Below are 13,897 nucleotides of genomic sequence, written 5' to 3' on the forward strand. Positions count from 1 at the left end.
GATTGAGAACCTGGCTGTAACGTAGGTGTTCCGGCCAAAGCAGGAAGACCCGTTGATTAGAGGCTCTTTCAAAAGCAGACAAGCCCACATACGGCTTTGTCCGGTCCGCGATGTCGGCGTCGTTCTAATTCACGCTGGTCTGCTCCTTCACCCATGTCGAGAATGCAGGCGTACTGCCTGATACCTCGAGCTTCAAAATCGCAGGCGTGTCATAGCTATGCGCGGCTTCCAGCATCTCTTGCAGAGGGGACCAGAGCTCTGCGCGGGTCTTCAGCCACAAAACGTATTCGGCTTCGGCATGCAGTTCATCCTGCCACTCATAGATGGCGGTGACCGGCGCGTCGATATTGGCGCAGGCGGCAAGCCTTTGCGTGACGGCGGCCCTGCCGAGACGGTCAGCTTCTGCCGCTGTTCCGCAATTCACACGCACGAGAATGAGATCGGTCATGCGTCTCAGACGCTTTTGCCGTCGACGTCCTGAACTGTCAGCTTGGAGAGGTCCAGCGCATCGATACAGTTCAGATTGATCGCAGCAATCTCCATTCCGTCAGGCATTTTGCCAAAGGCGAAGCTCTCAACCCCGCATGTCTTGCAGAAATTGTGATCAATCGCGCCCTTGTTGAAGTGATAGGTCGACCATTCGCCTTCGCCTTTCTTGAGGGTGAAGGCTTCGCGCGGGACGAACGCAAGCCGGAAGCCCTTCATGGCGCAGTGTGAGCAATTGCAGACGATGGCTTCGTTGAACTCACCCTCGACGGCATAAGCAATCTTTCCGCAATGGCATCCGCCTGTATATGTCGTCATGTGTCTGCTTCCTCTTTGATCCTGTCTGGCATGCTAGACACAGAAAGACATGGCGTCGATGGGGAAGACTCACGTCGACAAAACACAGGCGTGACCGAACAAGCTTCAGGCAGATTTCTGTCAGTTTCCAACCCTCTCAAAAGGGTCACTTGACCCGGCATCATCTGCTCGCAAAGGCTGTCATCAGCAATTTGTGAGGGAGTGGCAGACATGCGGCGCAGGGATTTTCTGACAGCAGGCGCGGGGCTTGGAACAACGGCCCTGGCAGGATGCGTAACACCGGCAACGACGTCGTCAGCGGTTGCGCTGCCGGGCGCGCCCGGTGATGCGCTGGTCCAGCCCATTGGCGCGCCCATGCGGCCGATCAAATCATCCATGGACCGTGTCGCGCGGACGATTGTTGGCCTGCGCCCCTTTCGAAAGCCAGGGCCAAGGCTGGAAAGCGTCAAAGTCGGATCAAAGGATGTCGTCCACAATTACGGGCATGGCGGGGGCGGGGTTTCGCTGTCCTGGGGCGTCGCAGAGATGGCCGCGTCCATGGTCAAGGATTTCGGGCGCACGGACATTGCCGTCCTCGGATCGGGCTCAATTGGTCTTTCGACCGCGCTCGACTTGCAGCGCGCAGGGGCCGATGTGACGATTTATGCCAAGGATTTTCCGCCTTACACGACCTCGAATGTGGCAGGCGCCATGTGGCACCCTGTTACCCTGTTTGAGCGTGATCAGGTAACGCCGCAAACGCTGGCGATGCTCGATCTTGCGTCGAAAATCGCTTTCAGCCGTTTCATTCGCTATGCCAATGATCCGAAATACGGAATTTACTGGATCCGGCAGTATTCCTTCAGCGACCGGGAAATGAGCACGACTTACCCCTATGTTGGCGGCGACGCGCTCTATCCGGGGCTTGTCCGCAACCAGCCGAATGGTCCGTTCGGATTTGCCCGCTACGACGCCTATTACACGCTGATGATCGATTCAGACATCTATATGCGCGCGCTCGTGAATGACTTCCTGTCCAATGGCGGCAAGATGGTGGAGCGAAGCTTCGAGAGCGAATCCGATCTGGAAGCCCTGCCACAGACCAGCATTGTGAACTGTTTGGGGCTCGGGGCTGGCAAGGTGTTTGGCGATGAGAGCATCATTCCGGCACGTGGCCAGCTGTCCTTTCTCCTGCCGCAGAACGACATTGAATATGGCTATGCGGGCGGCACCAAAGACCATGGTCTGCTTTATTCCTTCCCACGCAAAACCGGCATTTTGCTCGGCGGTTCGGTCGACAAGGGCGACTGGGATATGAATGTTCGCGAGGATGAGGTCCGGCGCATGGTGGAGGGACATGCCTGGCTGGCATCAAAGCTTGGCTGATGGTCTGCGTGCTTGACCGGCTCTTCCGGTCAGCATATTTCTGATGTGTCTGAAATCTATGAGGTTTCAGACACATTGGGGGACATATCATGAAACATTTTGCGATACCGCTCTTGAGTGCGCTTTTGCTGCTGACAGCATGTGGCGGATCTGAAACCAGCGCGACGAATGACACTAAGGCTACGGCGTCTTCGGCGTCTTCGGCGTCTTCGGCGTCTTCGGCGTCTGGCCTGAATGCCTGGGGAAAATCCCTTGTCCGCGAAGACGGGTGCCATCCGGATATTGCGCGAGCCATGCAACCGTTTGAGGCGGATTACGGCCAGTGCACCATGCCGACATTTGAAGAGGTTTGCGGTGCGGGCACGTTCGACGCGGGCGTTCAACTGATTGCAGAAACATTCGAGCGCGATGTTGAGCAGGTCAATCCATGGGGATGGGCGTGTGCCCGTTCCGGAAATATTGAAAATGCGCTGACGGCGGGTTGTATGACGCGCACACGCGCCTCCGAAGAATCCTGTCGTTGTGCGGCCCGCAAAACCATCGCGGCAGAAAGCGCGCCGATCCCGGAACTCCTGTCCTATACGGAAAATCAGGACATGGTGACGGCCAAGGCGACCTATCCTGACTATCTGGGCGTGATCGGTGCGACATCGGCGGCTGACCTGACGAAAGAGAATGCCGAAAAGCAGGACCAATTCATGGCCGCCTTCACGCATCACTATGAGCGTTGGGAAGCTGAGTGCCAGTAATCAGGCCCAGTAATCAGGCGGAGTGAGGCCGTTTAGGCCTCACCCAACTTATCCGACCCTTCGTGTGCCAGCCTATAATGTCCGCATGCATGGCGGTGAGCCGGTCCGGACAAGGCTTGATCCATGCAGGCAATCTGCAGCTCTGAAGCCTGACAATCTTCAGCACTCAGCTTGCGGGCGGCTGTCACCGTCAGGGTAACGCATGCTCCATCCGATATGCGGACGACCCGTATATTGGGCGCAGGAGACCCCTTGCTTTTTCGGCATTTGTGCCGGGAAAGCACCCCATTGTAAGTATCTGGCCCTGACGGTGATCGCCGCCCGGCTCACATTTTCAAAAGCGCTCGCGATGCTTTGCGTCCGACGAGATACGTTCTGTAGGCTGAAGGTCGCTGCGAAACGCAGACGACCTCGCAGGCGCATCACACGATAGATCCGTCATTCAACTCAGGATATTTGTTCAAAGGCTGCCCGGCGCATCCAGTGGCGCAATTGGCATATGCCGGGCAACGAAAATCGTTCAGGCGGGTTTGTTAGCCATGATCGAAATCGTCTCCCTGCTTGGCCTGTTGTGTCTTTATGTCTGTGGCTTCGTGCTGCTGTTTGGTGTCATCGCGCCATATCTTCCGCAACGGGCCTGGTGGATCCGCATCTGGGTGTATGGGCGCCAGCAAACCATTCTGCTGCTGGGCTTCATCTGTCTGCTTCATGTGCTGGTCTGGGGCGTTTCAACCCTGTTCGCAGCCTGTTTTCTGACGGCGGCCATGCTGGGCATGGTGTGGTGCTTTGCAGAAATCTTTCCTTACTTTTCCATGGGACGGAAAGAACTGGAAAGCGCCGACGGGACAGGCGATTGCGTGTTCTCGGTTCTGTTGCTGAATGTTCTGGAAGAAAACGACCAGTACCAGCGTGCGCTCACCTGCATTCGCGAAGCCGATGCCGATATGGTTCTGCTCTGTGAAACCAATCAGGCCTGGGCAGATGCGCTGCGTCCGCTCGAAGACGTTTATCCGCACACATATCTTCTCCCTCTGGAAGACCATAACGGCCTGCTGTTCTATTCGCGTTTTCCGATGGATCAGGTGGATCTGCATTATCTGTGTCAGCCGCACATACCGTCGCTGTTCATTGACCTTCATGTGGGTGAGAACTGCCCGTTGCGGTTATACGCCATTCACCCGCGTCCACCGCGTCCGGAAGACGATGTGGAAGACCTTGATGACGAGCTGATCATTATTGGCCGCGATGCCTGCCATCATGACTGCCCGGTGCTTGTCATGGGCGATCTGAATGAAGTGGGCTGGTCGCCTGCCATTCGGCGCTTTGAGAAAACCTCCGGCCTGCGCGATCCGAAGCGCGGGCGCGGTATTTTCAATACCTATGGGGCGACCAATCCTATTTTGCGCTGGCCGCTGGACCATGTCTTTGCAAGCCAGGCCTTTAGCGTGGTCGATATCGAGCGCTTGCCAGAGTGCGGATCGGACCACTTTCCGATCAAGTATACGTTAGAGTTAACGGGCACACCCGCGTGACGCATTTCGGCAAGTGGGCGCTCAGTTCTGTTTTGGCGTCCAGTCGGTGCGGATAGGCTCAGAGCAGCCTCCGGTCGGCATAGGCATGGGATCCAGCAGCATGACCCACCCAATTGCCTTCTCAGACATCTTAATGCCTCTGATCGTCTCGATCGGAATGGATACGGGAGTTCTTTCCCCTGAGCAGATCTGGAGACCTGTCGGTGTTTGCGTCATCTGATATGGACAGCTCCGCTGTTCAAACCCGTTGAGCATGCCGTTGGAGAGACTGGGATTGATGATGATATTCCGGGCAAACTTACCGCGGCAAACCGAGATTGCGCCTTCGGCTTCATTATAAGGAAAATCCTTTTGAGCTGGCGAAAGCGCAATGGCAATATTCTCTTCCGTCAAGGGGACCGGAAAGGTGCGCACAATTGAAGTTGGAACGCACCCGGCCACCATTACGGCAAAAGCGAATAGTGCCGTCGGTTTCACCCCATCTCGATCCCGAGATGCTCTGCGACAGAGAAGATGTCCTTATCGCCGCGACCGCAAAGGTTCATGATGATGATCTTGTCCTTGCCCATCTCCTGAGCGACCTCACCAACACGTGCGAGCGCGTGGGAAGGCTCAAGCGCCGGGATGATCCCTTCGAGCTTGGTGCAGAGCTGGAACGCCTCAAGCGCTTCCTTGTCTGTGCAGGACAGATATTCCGCCCGGCCTGAGTCGCGCAGGAAGGCATGTTCCGGACCAATGCCCGGATAGTCGAGACCGGCGGAGATGGAATGCGCATCCGTGATCTGGCCATCTTCATCCTGAAGCAGATAGGTGCGGTTGCCATGCAGAATGCCCGGCTGGCCGCCATTGAGCGCCGCCGCGTGCTGGCCGGTTTCAATGCCGTGTCCGGATGCTTCCACACCGATCAGGCGAACGCTCTCATCTTCCACGAAAGGATGGAACAGGCCGATGGCGTTGGAGCCACCACCAATACACGCCATGACCGCATCTGGCAGACGGCCTTCACGTTCCAGCATCTGCGCTTTGGCTTCGCGGCCAATGATGGATTGGAAGTCGCGCACGAGTTCCGGATAAGGGTGTGGGCCGGCTGCTGTGCCGATGATGTAGAAGGTGTTGTCGACATTCGTGACCCAGTCACGCAGCGCTTCATTCATCGCATCTTTCAGCGTGCCTGTGCCACTTTCCACCGGCACGATTTCTGCGCCGAGCAGTTTCATGCGGAAGACGTTCGGCTTCTGGCGCTCGACATCGGTCTTACCCATGAAGACGACGCATGGCAGGCCGAAGCGCGCGCAGACGGTCGCCGTTGCAACGCCGTGCTGGCCTGCGCCGGTTTCCGCGATGATACGCGTCTTGCCCATGCGCTTGGCGAGCAGGATCTGCCCGAGGCAGTTATTGATCTTGTGAGACCCGGTATGGTTCAGCTCATCGCGTTTGAAATAGATCTTCGCACCGCCGAAATGTTCGGTCATGCGCTCCGCGTAATAGAGCGGGGACGGGCGGCCCACATAGTGTGCCCACAAATCTTCCATCTGCGCCTGAAATGCCGGGTCCTTTTTGGCGGCCCGGTATTCTTTTTCGAGATCCAGCACGAGCGGCATCAGCGTTTCGGCGACATAGCGTCCGCCAAACTCGCCGAACCGTCCATCCGCATCTGGCCATTTGTCCCAGGTGTTACGAAGATCCATTGCGAGCAATCCTTGTTACTTTCCCGCTCTTAGTCCTCCCAGAGCGGGCTTCGGTCAAGGCATACGTCGCACAGGCGGGCAGAGTTTTGCAATAATGCGGGCCCGGACAGCTTCCAGGCACCGCAGAACAGCCCGTCAGATGGTCTTAATAGCCCTTCTGGTCGATATAGTCGGCAATACGCTGACGGCGTGTTTCCGGATCCGGGTGCGTCGATAGGAAAGCCGAAACCCGGCTGGAGGAATTATTCGCCATCAATTGCCAGAGGCGAACAGCGGCGCGCGCGTCAAAGCCTGCCTCGTGCATGTAATCAACACCGGCAAGGTCAGCTTCCAGCTCGGCATTGCGGCTATAGGGCAGAACCACGCCAAGATTGGTTGCAACACTGCCCAGAGCGCCGATCTGGTCTGCGCTGATGGCGCCATCGGAGCCGCCTGCAATCACCGCGCCGCCAACCTGAGCTGCCGCTGAGCCGAGTGCGGCGCGGGATGCACGTTGATTGGCGTGGCGATAAATGGCGTGGGCCACTTCGTGTCCCAGAACGGCCGCCAGCTGATCGTCATTTTCGACAAGATCAAGCAGGCCCGTGTACACACCCACCCGGTTGCCCGGCATGACAAAAGCGTTCACCTGATCGGAATCAAACACACGCACATCCCAGGTCTCACCCGATTTCGGGGTGGCGGCGGCGATCCGGCGCCAGACGCGCTGGACGCGGTTATATTCTGCGCCTGAATTCAGGGTCGGTGTCGTGTTGATGAGCTCCTGCCAGGCCTGCGCGGAGGCGTCAGCCAGCTGTGCATCGTCATAAACGGCAAGCTGCTGTTCGCCGGTATAAGGATTGGTCGAGCAGGCCGTTGCCAGCATCAGACTGCTGATCACAATGGAAAAGCCTGCCATGCGATGCGTGTTGCGGTGGCTCTGCGGTTTCGGATTGGTGCGCGTCATCACGTCGTTTTCCCTGTCTGGATCGCTTCGCAAGCCTGCGTGCAGCGATCTGTTTACACTCCCGTCTAAGAAAGCCTGATGGCTTTTGTTTGTTCCCATTTGATCGGAACAGAGCCCGGCGCGTGACGTTGTTTTTGGCAGTAAACAAGAACAAGAAGGAGCGCGACATGCCTCACACAGTGACGCTGAAAAAGATCGAACCCGTAACCCACGACACCCATCACCTCGTTTTCAATCGCCCGGATGGCTATCAGTTCGAGCCGGGACAGGCGACAGACTTCTCGCTCGACAAGGATGGCTGGCGCGATGAGAAGCGCCCGTTCACATTCGTGAATCTACCGAATTCGGACACGTTGGAATTCGTGATCAAATCCTATCCGGATCATGATGGGGTGACGGAGCAGATTGGCCAGATGGAGCCTGGCGACAAGGCGCTGATCGAAGATGCCTGGGGCGCGATCCATGACGAAGGCAAAGGCACATTCATTGCGGGCGGCGCGGGCGTGACGCCTTTCATCGCAATTCTGCGTCACCGCCTTGAAAAACAGGGCACGCTGGATGGCTGTAAGCTCATTTTCTCAAACGAAACCGAGGCTGACATCATTCTGCGCAATGAATTCCAGTCAATGAACGGGCTTGAGATCGTCTTCACAGTCACGGAACAGAGTGATTCCTCTGTCGAAACGCACCGCATCGACAAGACATTTCTCAAGTCTCACATCACGCCATCGGAAGGCATGTATTATGTCTGCGGTCCGGAGCCGATGATTGACGATGTGGTTGAAGCGCTCAAAGCGCTTGGCGTCGATGATGATCGTATCGTGACAGAAGATCTTGATTGATCAGGCGAGCGCCGCGACACGCTCATAGGCTGAAGCGGCAAGCTGAACTTGCTGCTGAAGGCCGGGATCAGCGCTTTGTGAGCGTGGCTCGCCGCCTTGTTCGGCAACGTCTTCCTCGGCCTGTTGCGCAGACAATTCTGCCTGCGCTTCGCGCAGTGCGGCAGCTGCCTGCTGGGCCACTTTCCGGTCCTGATCAGACGGCTCGGACGGAGCAAGCGCTGCGTCCTGTACCTGTTCCAGCTTTTCAATGGTTGCCTGCGGGTCGCCCTTGATCGGTGAGGTATCGATAGAGACCTCACCGCCGACGGCATATCGCTTGCCGTCCGGACCAACCTGATATTCATAGGATGGCGAACCAGCAAAGCTTCCACCCGTGGCGGCATGCGCGGCTTCATGTGCGCGCACTTCTGTGTCGCGAGCCTTCAGGTCCTTGACCTGCGCCTGTTCTTCCTCGCTCAGCTCGTCAGAATTCTGATCCTGATCGCTTTGCGTGTTGCCAGATGATGTTGTGCCAGCATTCAATCCGCCCGTATTCAGGCCAGCGGCATCATTTGCGCTGAGCTTCAGGGCAGCCTGAGAAATCTCCACACGGTCAACCGGCTCCGCTCTGATACTGGGCGGGGCTGATGCTTCGCGAAACGGCCTTTCAGGAATATTGACCGGAAAAGCCGATAAGACGCGACCATAACTGACGTCGCTGATCTCCATGGCGATCCTGCTTCTGCTTATGCCTTAACGTCTTCAGGATATCGCAGTCAGGTTCATCACTTCTCTACAGGTTTACAGAAATTAACCTGTTTAGGTTGGGGCGCCAGTAACCATAAATGAGGCGGGGGCGGATGGGTTGCTCAACCAAAGCGGGGGTAGATTGCTTCTGTTTCCAAGCGACGTCTTTGTGGATCGTCTTGAGAATGCCGCTCAACTTTGCGCGTTAGACACAAAAGTGGAGATCAAGTCCGCATCTTTCACGCCCTTCTCTTTTTCGACACCGGACGAGACGTCCACAGCCTGCGCGCCCGAAATGCGAACAGCCTCGGCCACATTCTCAGGCGTCAGCCCACCCGCCAGGAGCCAGGGGCGATCTGATTTGAAATCAGCAAGCAAGGTCCAGTCAAAGCTGTGTCCCCAGCCACCCGGACGATCGGCATCTTTCGGTGGTTTTGCATCAAACAGAAACCGGTCTGCTGCCGGAAAATCGGATGTCTGTTTCAGGTCATCCTGTGTCGAGATCGGCAGCGCCTTCCAGATTTCGCCTGTGGGCCGCTTCGCGCGAATGGCGCGGATCGTATCGTTTGTTTCCTGGCCGTGCAGTTGAATGTGATCGACGCCGATTTGGTCCGCAATCTTCACAGCGTCTTCTGCTGTCGGATTGACCAGCAGAACGACCGTTTCCACATGCGGGGACTGGCTTTTCGCATGGGCGATCAACTGCTCGGCCTCCTCAAGGCTCACATGACGCGGGCTCTTTTCGAAATGAACAAAGCCCATCCATCGCGCGCCAGCTTCAATCACATGTGAGACATCGTCTTCAGTGCGAAGACCACAGATTTTGATATGGGGCAGGGCAGGCTTCTTCATTCTGAAGGGTGTAGATTTGCGCGGTCTATTCTCCAAGTGAAAACTGCTCCACGAGGGGAGCAGTTTGGTGGGGCCGATGTCCGCCTCGTCGTCAGTTCGCGATGTCGAACCCCTGAAAAGTGAACGTGCCTGTGCCAAAGGCTGCGACCCCGACCGCGCCTTTGCCGGTGACGTCGTTTTCAATTGTTGCGACTTCGTTCCCATTCACCGCAATGGCAATTTCAGAACCGCGCTCGCTGACGGTCAGCGTGTTAAAGCCCGTTGTGATGGCATCGCTGGATGTGGTGGTCATCATGTTGAGACCGGTCTGATCACGTCGGTAGAAGACGAGCTCATCATTCTCGATGACGAGCAGAAAGTAGAATTTGGTTTGCGGATCAAAGCCGTAAAACAGGCCTGCGCCACCGGAAGCGTCTGCGGAAACGTCAATGCGGGTCGAAACCATCCGCATGCCTTCTGTGCCCGGAACCGGGTTCAGGTAAAAATAGACAAGATCGCCGGGGTCTGACGTGTTTTCCAGCGTCCAGCTATTCGGCGTGGTGGTCGCCGTCCAGGCGCCATTGGTTTCGTTCGACGGCAACAGGCTGGACAGCGGGCCCATAATGGGCGCTTCGGCCAGCGCGACGGGTAATGTCATCGCGCCGAGCGCGGTCAGCGCAATCAGCGCACGTGTGATGGATCTCATAAGTCAGTCCCTTCCTCTCAGCGTTGCCGCACATATGGGCGAGCATCCAATTGAGAAGGCGGGATCGGTCAGTGAATCGGGTCAGGAGGTTTCCGGCAAAAGAAGAGGGCCGTTCCGGCAGATCCCGCAACGGCCCATCCATGATCTTTGAGCGTCGGCGCTGACTAGACCGCTTTGGCGTGACGTTTTTCCGGCATGGCCTGTGTCGAATAGGCATCGAAACACTGGGCCACATTGCGCAGGAGGATGCGGGCATCATCGAACACGGTAACTTTGGAGCCTTCCACATGACAGAGGCCCAGCGCCTGCAATTCGCGCAGACGTTCAAAGGCGCCCGCGAAATGGCTGACCGGCTCGTCAAACGCCATGCAGACTTTCGCCACATCAACCGAGAGATCACACATCAGGCGCTCGATCACCGCGCCGTGCAGCCGGTCATCGCGGGTGCGTGGGACGCCGCGATTGAGCGCCAGCTTGCCGGCTTTGATGGCTTCGCTATAGGCGCGAATGTCTTTGGCGTTTTGCGCAAACCCGCCCGGAAATTCTGAAATGCCGGATGGGCCCAATGCGATCAGCGTGCGGCAGGTATCCGTGGTGTAGCCCTGAAAGTTGCGGTGCAGCTGGCCTTTGCTCAGCGCGAGAGACAGCTCATCATCCTCTTTGGCGAAATGGTCGAGGCCGATCTGTGTATAGCCACAGGCGACCAGCGTTTCGCCGAGCGCATGATATTGCGCGAAGCGGGCTTCTGAACCTGGCAGATGACGCTCGTCGATCGCGCGCTGATGCTTGGCAAACCATGGCACATGCGCATAGCCGAAGGCGGAGATCCGGTCTGGATTCAGGCTGGCCGCAAGCTCGGCACTCTTGGCAACGCTCTCTGTGGTCTGATGCGGCAGGCCGTAAAGCAGGTCGAAATTGATCGCGTTGATCTCTGCCTTGCGAAGCGCCTCGACAGCGCCTTCGACCAGAAGGAAAGGCTGAACGCGATTGATCGCTTCCTGAACCGTGCGGTTAAAATCCTGAACGCCGAGGCTTGCGCGGGTCACGCCGCCAGCTGCCAGGGCATGGATCATGTCCGGACCCAGCGTCCGCGGATCGAGTTCGACCGAAATCTCGGCATGGTCCTGAATGCAGAAAGCCTCCCGCAGTGCGTCCAGCACGCGGAGCATGTCATCTGCGTTCAGGGCGTTCGGTGTGCCGCCGCCAAAGTGCAAATGCACGCCGCCGCCATGTTCAGGCAGTTTCGCTTTCCAGAGCTTGATCTCTTCCAGCAGCATGTCGACGAAACGACCAATGCGCGTATAGCCATTCGGCACGGTCGTATGACAGCCGCAATACCAGCAGAGCTGTTCACAGAATGGGACGTGAACATAGACCGAGATGGGCTCATTCGGACCGATGCTCGATATCCACTGCTCGGTCAGCGTGTCAGGAATATCGTCCTGAAACTGTGCCGCTGTCGGATAGCTGGTGTATCGCGGGACGGGTTTCGTCGCGAGTGTCATCCATTCCTTGCGCATGCGTGCCTCCATAACTTGAAAAGCCTCATATCGCGCAAAAACCACATTCAATATGTGGCCACTTGGCGCATGAAGCAGGCTGTCGCACCTAAAATTCGGCTAAGAGCACGTGCCGCATGGACAGATGGAGCAAATTTTGGTCTATCACGCGCCTAAGAGTTTTTGACATTCTGGAGCGCGCATCATGTCAGGTGAATTGGTCACGGTATTCGGTGGATCAGGCTTTCTGGGGCGCTATGTCGTTCGTGAGCTTTGCCGGGCTGGCTATCGTGTCCGCGTTGCGGTTCGCTTTCCGCACCTCGCCGGTGACATGCGTGTTGGTGGCGCGGTTGGTCAGGTTCAGATCGTTCAGGCCAATGTCCGCAACCGTCCAAGCGTTGAGCGCGCGCTCGAAGATGCCTGGGGCGTTGTGAACCTGGTCGGCATTCTCGTTGAAAAAGGCCAGCAATCTTTCGAAGGCACACAGGCGCTGGGTGCGAAGAATGTGGCTGAGCTCGCAGCCGCCGCCGGCGTTCAGAAATTTGTTCAGATGTCAGCCATTGGCGCAGACGATGACAGCGATGCGCGCTACGCCAAAACCAAGGCACAGGCTGAAGACGCCGTTCGCAAATACATGCCGAATGCGGTTGTGCTTCGCCCGAGCATTCTGTTCGGAACAGAAGACGAGTTCTTCAACCGTTTCGCTGAAATGTCCCGCTTCACGCCGTTCATGCCAGACATTGGTGGCGGCAAAACCAAATTCCAGCCTGTTTATGTCGGCGATGTTGCCAAAGCCGTGACCGCGTCTCTGGAGAATGATGCCGCTGCCGGTGAAACCTTCGAGCTTGGCGGCCCTGAAGTCCTCACATACCGCGAAGTGCTCGATTACATTCTGAAAGAGATTGATCGTCCGCGCTGGTTCCTGCCGCTGCCATTCTTCATCGCGCAGCCGCTGGGTTATGTGATGGGTGGTCTGTTCAAGCTCTGGCCATTCCACGAGCCGCCGCTGACAGGCGATCAGGTTCGCATGCTGCGCTCAGACAATGTGGTCAGCCCGGATGCAAAAGGGTTTGAAGCGCTTGGTGTCTCGGATCTTGAAACCATCGAAGCCATCGTGCCGACCTATCTCTGGCGTTATCGCCCACAAGGCCAGTTCCACGAGCCAAAGGGCGCGTAAGGCGTTCAGGCATTCCTTGAATTGAAAAGCGCGCCAACTGGCGCGCTTTTTTGTTTAGCCTTTGTCCGGTCCGGCGGGTGGCGTCGGCGGCTCCGGCGGTGGCGGGAAGTCCAGCTTTTCGGTGTGCTGGCGAATGATCTGTTTCTCAATCGCGATACGGCGAGCTTCGTTCGCATAGGCGCGCGCCGCCTCAGCGGATTCACGTGCGCTTTCCACCTCACTGCGCGCCAGCATCATCGCTTTTTCGACTTCTTCCATGTCAGGCAGGTCTGGAATTTCCGGGAAGTCCGGTGCTTCCAGCGTGTGCATCTTCGCTTCCATTTCAGCGATTTTCGCTGCCACATCAGCTTCGCTGGTGTCTGGCGGCACATCATCCGCCCAGGTGAAGACATGTACGCTGACGGTGTCCGCATCGATCAGTTCGATCTCGGTGCGTTCAATGGCGATCCGGCGCACTTTCTCACCATCATCATTCACTTCGATCGTGTCGAAGACCTGCGAGAATTCACCTTTGCGCTGGAATTCGTCCGGCGAGATTTTGCCATCCGAGTTTTTGTCCAGCAGTTTGAAGACGGTCTCGTCATTGTCTGAAATTTCGCCAGCGGTCAGCACGCCATTGCCGTCTCTGTCATAGGCGGTGAACAATTCGTCTTCGGCTGCAGAAGGCAGTGCGGCGAACAGGGCGGTGCCGGTTGAAAGCGCCACCAATGTTGCGAGGGTTTTCTTTGAGTTCTGTTTTACCATGGTCCAGGTCGCTCCTAACGGATTGAAAGGTTGCGACGGGCTAGAAGATTCCGAAACCCAGGCTTCGATCTGCTCGCGAACAGCTTCGCTCGCAGTTATGCCTTTGGCCTGGCAGGCTTCTATCAGAGCCTGTTTCTGGCTGTATGAAAGTCGAACCTCAAGGCTCTCGCTCTTTTTCTCTGGCTGTCGTTTCATTCTGACATCTCCGGTTTCTTCAGGGGCAGGCCCGTCGCGGAGACGAACAGGCCATGAGCTGCGATCTAAAAGAAGCAAACTTGCGTCAGGATG

The 13,897-nt window shown here is 57.0% G+C and carries 15 protein-coding genes; 5 read left to right on the top strand and 10 right to left on the bottom strand.

Annotation, left to right across the window (positions count from 1 at the left end; translation table 11 throughout):
- Window positions 1–124: 124 nt before the first annotated feature.
- Window positions 125–448, bottom strand: a complete 324-nt coding sequence (gene cutA / locus ACFQDM_RS09945) for a divalent-cation tolerance protein CutA (protein WP_377378586.1) — start codon at window positions 446–448, stop codon at window positions 125–127.
- A 5-nt stretch (window positions 449–453) separates the two neighbouring features.
- A complete protein-coding gene (locus ACFQDM_RS09950; protein WP_377378588.1) occupies window positions 454–804 on the bottom strand; it encodes a GFA family protein in 351 nt (116 codons plus the stop codon).
- A gap of 210 nt (window positions 805–1,014) precedes the next feature.
- Between ACFQDM_RS09950 and ACFQDM_RS09955 the strand changes: the two genes are divergently transcribed.
- From ACFQDM_RS09955 to ACFQDM_RS09965, 3 genes are all read left to right on the top strand, one after another.
- Window positions 1,015–2,169 carry an FAD-dependent oxidoreductase gene (locus tag ACFQDM_RS09955; protein ID WP_377378590.1) on the top strand — a complete coding sequence of 385 codons (1,155 nt, stop codon included), beginning with the start codon at window positions 1,015–1,017 and terminating at the stop codon, window positions 2,167–2,169.
- Window positions 2,170–2,258: 89 nt separating this feature from the next.
- Window positions 2,259–2,918 (top strand): hypothetical protein, encoded by a 660-nt coding sequence (locus ACFQDM_RS09960; RefSeq protein ID WP_377378592.1) that lies wholly within the window; start codon window positions 2,259–2,261, stop codon window positions 2,916–2,918.
- A 539-nt stretch (window positions 2,919–3,457) separates the two neighbouring features.
- Window positions 3,458–4,450 (top strand): endonuclease/exonuclease/phosphatase family protein, encoded by a 993-nt coding sequence (locus tag ACFQDM_RS09965; RefSeq protein ID WP_377378594.1) that lies wholly within the window; start codon window positions 3,458–3,460, stop codon window positions 4,448–4,450.
- A 21-nt stretch (window positions 4,451–4,471) separates the two neighbouring features.
- Here the strand turns inward: ACFQDM_RS09965 and ACFQDM_RS09970 are convergent, their stop codons facing one another.
- From ACFQDM_RS09970 to ACFQDM_RS09980, 3 genes are all read right to left on the bottom strand, one after another.
- Window positions 4,472–4,843: a hypothetical protein gene (locus ACFQDM_RS09970; protein ID WP_377378595.1), complete on the bottom strand. Its 372-nt coding sequence runs from the start codon at window positions 4,841–4,843 to the stop codon at window positions 4,472–4,474.
- Between the two features lie 80 nt (window positions 4,844–4,923).
- Window positions 4,924–6,138 (bottom strand): tryptophan synthase subunit beta, encoded by a 1,215-nt coding sequence (gene trpB, locus ACFQDM_RS09975; RefSeq protein WP_377378597.1) that lies wholly within the window; start codon window positions 6,136–6,138, stop codon window positions 4,924–4,926.
- Between the two features lie 145 nt (window positions 6,139–6,283).
- On the bottom strand, window positions 6,284–7,084 hold the full coding sequence (locus tag ACFQDM_RS09980) for a M48 family metallopeptidase (protein ID WP_377379127.1): 801 nt from the start codon (window positions 7,082–7,084) through the stop codon (window positions 6,284–6,286).
- Between the two features lie 167 nt (window positions 7,085–7,251).
- Here ACFQDM_RS09980 and ACFQDM_RS09985 point away from each other — a divergent pair, with 167 nt between their 5' ends.
- The gene (locus tag ACFQDM_RS09985; protein WP_377378599.1) at window positions 7,252–7,926 is read left to right on the top strand and encodes an FAD-binding oxidoreductase; all 675 of its coding nucleotides are present in this window, start codon (window positions 7,252–7,254) and stop codon (window positions 7,924–7,926) included.
- Here the strand turns inward: ACFQDM_RS09985 and ACFQDM_RS09990 are convergent, their stop codons facing one another.
- From ACFQDM_RS09990 to hemN, 4 genes are all read right to left on the bottom strand, one after another.
- On the bottom strand, window positions 7,927–8,634 hold the full coding sequence (locus ACFQDM_RS09990) for a putative metalloprotease CJM1_0395 family protein (protein WP_377378601.1): 708 nt from the start codon (window positions 8,632–8,634) through the stop codon (window positions 7,927–7,929). It abuts the gene before it with no gap.
- 210 nt (window positions 8,635–8,844) lie between these two features.
- Window positions 8,845–9,504: a phosphoribosylanthranilate isomerase gene (locus ACFQDM_RS09995; RefSeq protein ID WP_377378603.1), complete on the bottom strand. Its 660-nt coding sequence runs from the start codon at window positions 9,502–9,504 to the stop codon at window positions 8,845–8,847.
- 91 nt (window positions 9,505–9,595) lie between these two features.
- Window positions 9,596–10,189 (bottom strand): hypothetical protein, encoded by a 594-nt coding sequence (locus ACFQDM_RS10000; RefSeq protein ID WP_377378605.1) that lies wholly within the window; start codon window positions 10,187–10,189, stop codon window positions 9,596–9,598.
- 164 nt (window positions 10,190–10,353) lie between these two features.
- Window positions 10,354–11,709, bottom strand: a complete 1,356-nt coding sequence (gene hemN / locus ACFQDM_RS10005) for an oxygen-independent coproporphyrinogen III oxidase (protein ID WP_377378607.1) — start codon at window positions 11,707–11,709, stop codon at window positions 10,354–10,356.
- Between the two features lie 184 nt (window positions 11,710–11,893).
- Between hemN and ACFQDM_RS10010 the strand changes: the two genes are divergently transcribed.
- The gene (locus ACFQDM_RS10010) at window positions 11,894–12,865 is read left to right on the top strand and encodes a complex I NDUFA9 subunit family protein (RefSeq protein ID WP_377378609.1); all 972 of its coding nucleotides are present in this window, start codon (window positions 11,894–11,896) and stop codon (window positions 12,863–12,865) included.
- A gap of 54 nt (window positions 12,866–12,919) precedes the next feature.
- Here the strand turns inward: ACFQDM_RS10010 and ACFQDM_RS10015 are convergent, their stop codons facing one another.
- Complete coding sequence (locus ACFQDM_RS10015) at window positions 12,920–13,804, bottom strand: hypothetical protein (protein ID WP_377378610.1); 885 nt, start codon at window positions 13,802–13,804, stop codon at window positions 12,920–12,922.
- Window positions 13,805–13,897: the final 93 nt, after the last annotated feature.

This window comes from Ponticaulis profundi (assembly GCF_042659465.1).
Taxonomy (GTDB): Bacteria; Pseudomonadota; Alphaproteobacteria; order Caulobacterales; family Hyphomonadaceae; genus Ponticaulis; species Ponticaulis profundi.

Coding starts and splice junctions, on each gene's coding strand:
- cutA (WP_377378586.1), bottom strand. CDS start 448: ATGACCGATCTCATTCTCGTGCGTGTGAATTGCGGAACAGCGGCAGAA.
- ACFQDM_RS09955 (WP_377378590.1), top strand. CDS start 1,015: ATGCGGCGCAGGGATTTTCTGACAGCAGGCGCGGGGCTTGGAACAACG.
- ACFQDM_RS10015 (WP_377378610.1), bottom strand. CDS start 13,804: ATGAAACGACAGCCAGAGAAAAAGAGCGAGAGCCTTGAGGTTCGACTT.
- ACFQDM_RS09960 (WP_377378592.1), top strand. CDS start 2,259: ATGAAACATTTTGCGATACCGCTCTTGAGTGCGCTTTTGCTGCTGACA.
- ACFQDM_RS09995 (WP_377378603.1), bottom strand. CDS start 9,504: ATGAAGAAGCCTGCCCTGCCCCATATCAAAATCTGTGGTCTTCGCACT.
- ACFQDM_RS09990 (WP_377378601.1), bottom strand. CDS start 8,634: ATGGAGATCAGCGACGTCAGTTATGGTCGCGTCTTATCGGCTTTTCCG.
- ACFQDM_RS09965 (WP_377378594.1), top strand. CDS start 3,458: ATGATCGAAATCGTCTCCCTGCTTGGCCTGTTGTGTCTTTATGTCTGT.
- ACFQDM_RS10000 (WP_377378605.1), bottom strand. CDS start 10,189: ATGAGATCCATCACACGTGCGCTGATTGCGCTGACCGCGCTCGGCGCG.
- ACFQDM_RS09950 (WP_377378588.1), bottom strand. CDS start 804: ATGACGACATATACAGGCGGATGCCATTGCGGAAAGATTGCTTATGCC.
- ACFQDM_RS10010 (WP_377378609.1), top strand. CDS start 11,894: ATGTCAGGTGAATTGGTCACGGTATTCGGTGGATCAGGCTTTCTGGGG.
- hemN (WP_377378607.1), bottom strand. CDS start 11,709: ATGCGCAAGGAATGGATGACACTCGCGACGAAACCCGTCCCGCGATAC.
- ACFQDM_RS09980 (WP_377379127.1), bottom strand. CDS start 7,084: ATGACGCGCACCAATCCGAAACCGCAGAGCCACCGCAACACGCATCGC.
- ACFQDM_RS09985 (WP_377378599.1), top strand. CDS start 7,252: ATGCCTCACACAGTGACGCTGAAAAAGATCGAACCCGTAACCCACGAC.
- trpB (WP_377378597.1), bottom strand. CDS start 6,138: ATGGATCTTCGTAACACCTGGGACAAATGGCCAGATGCGGATGGACGG.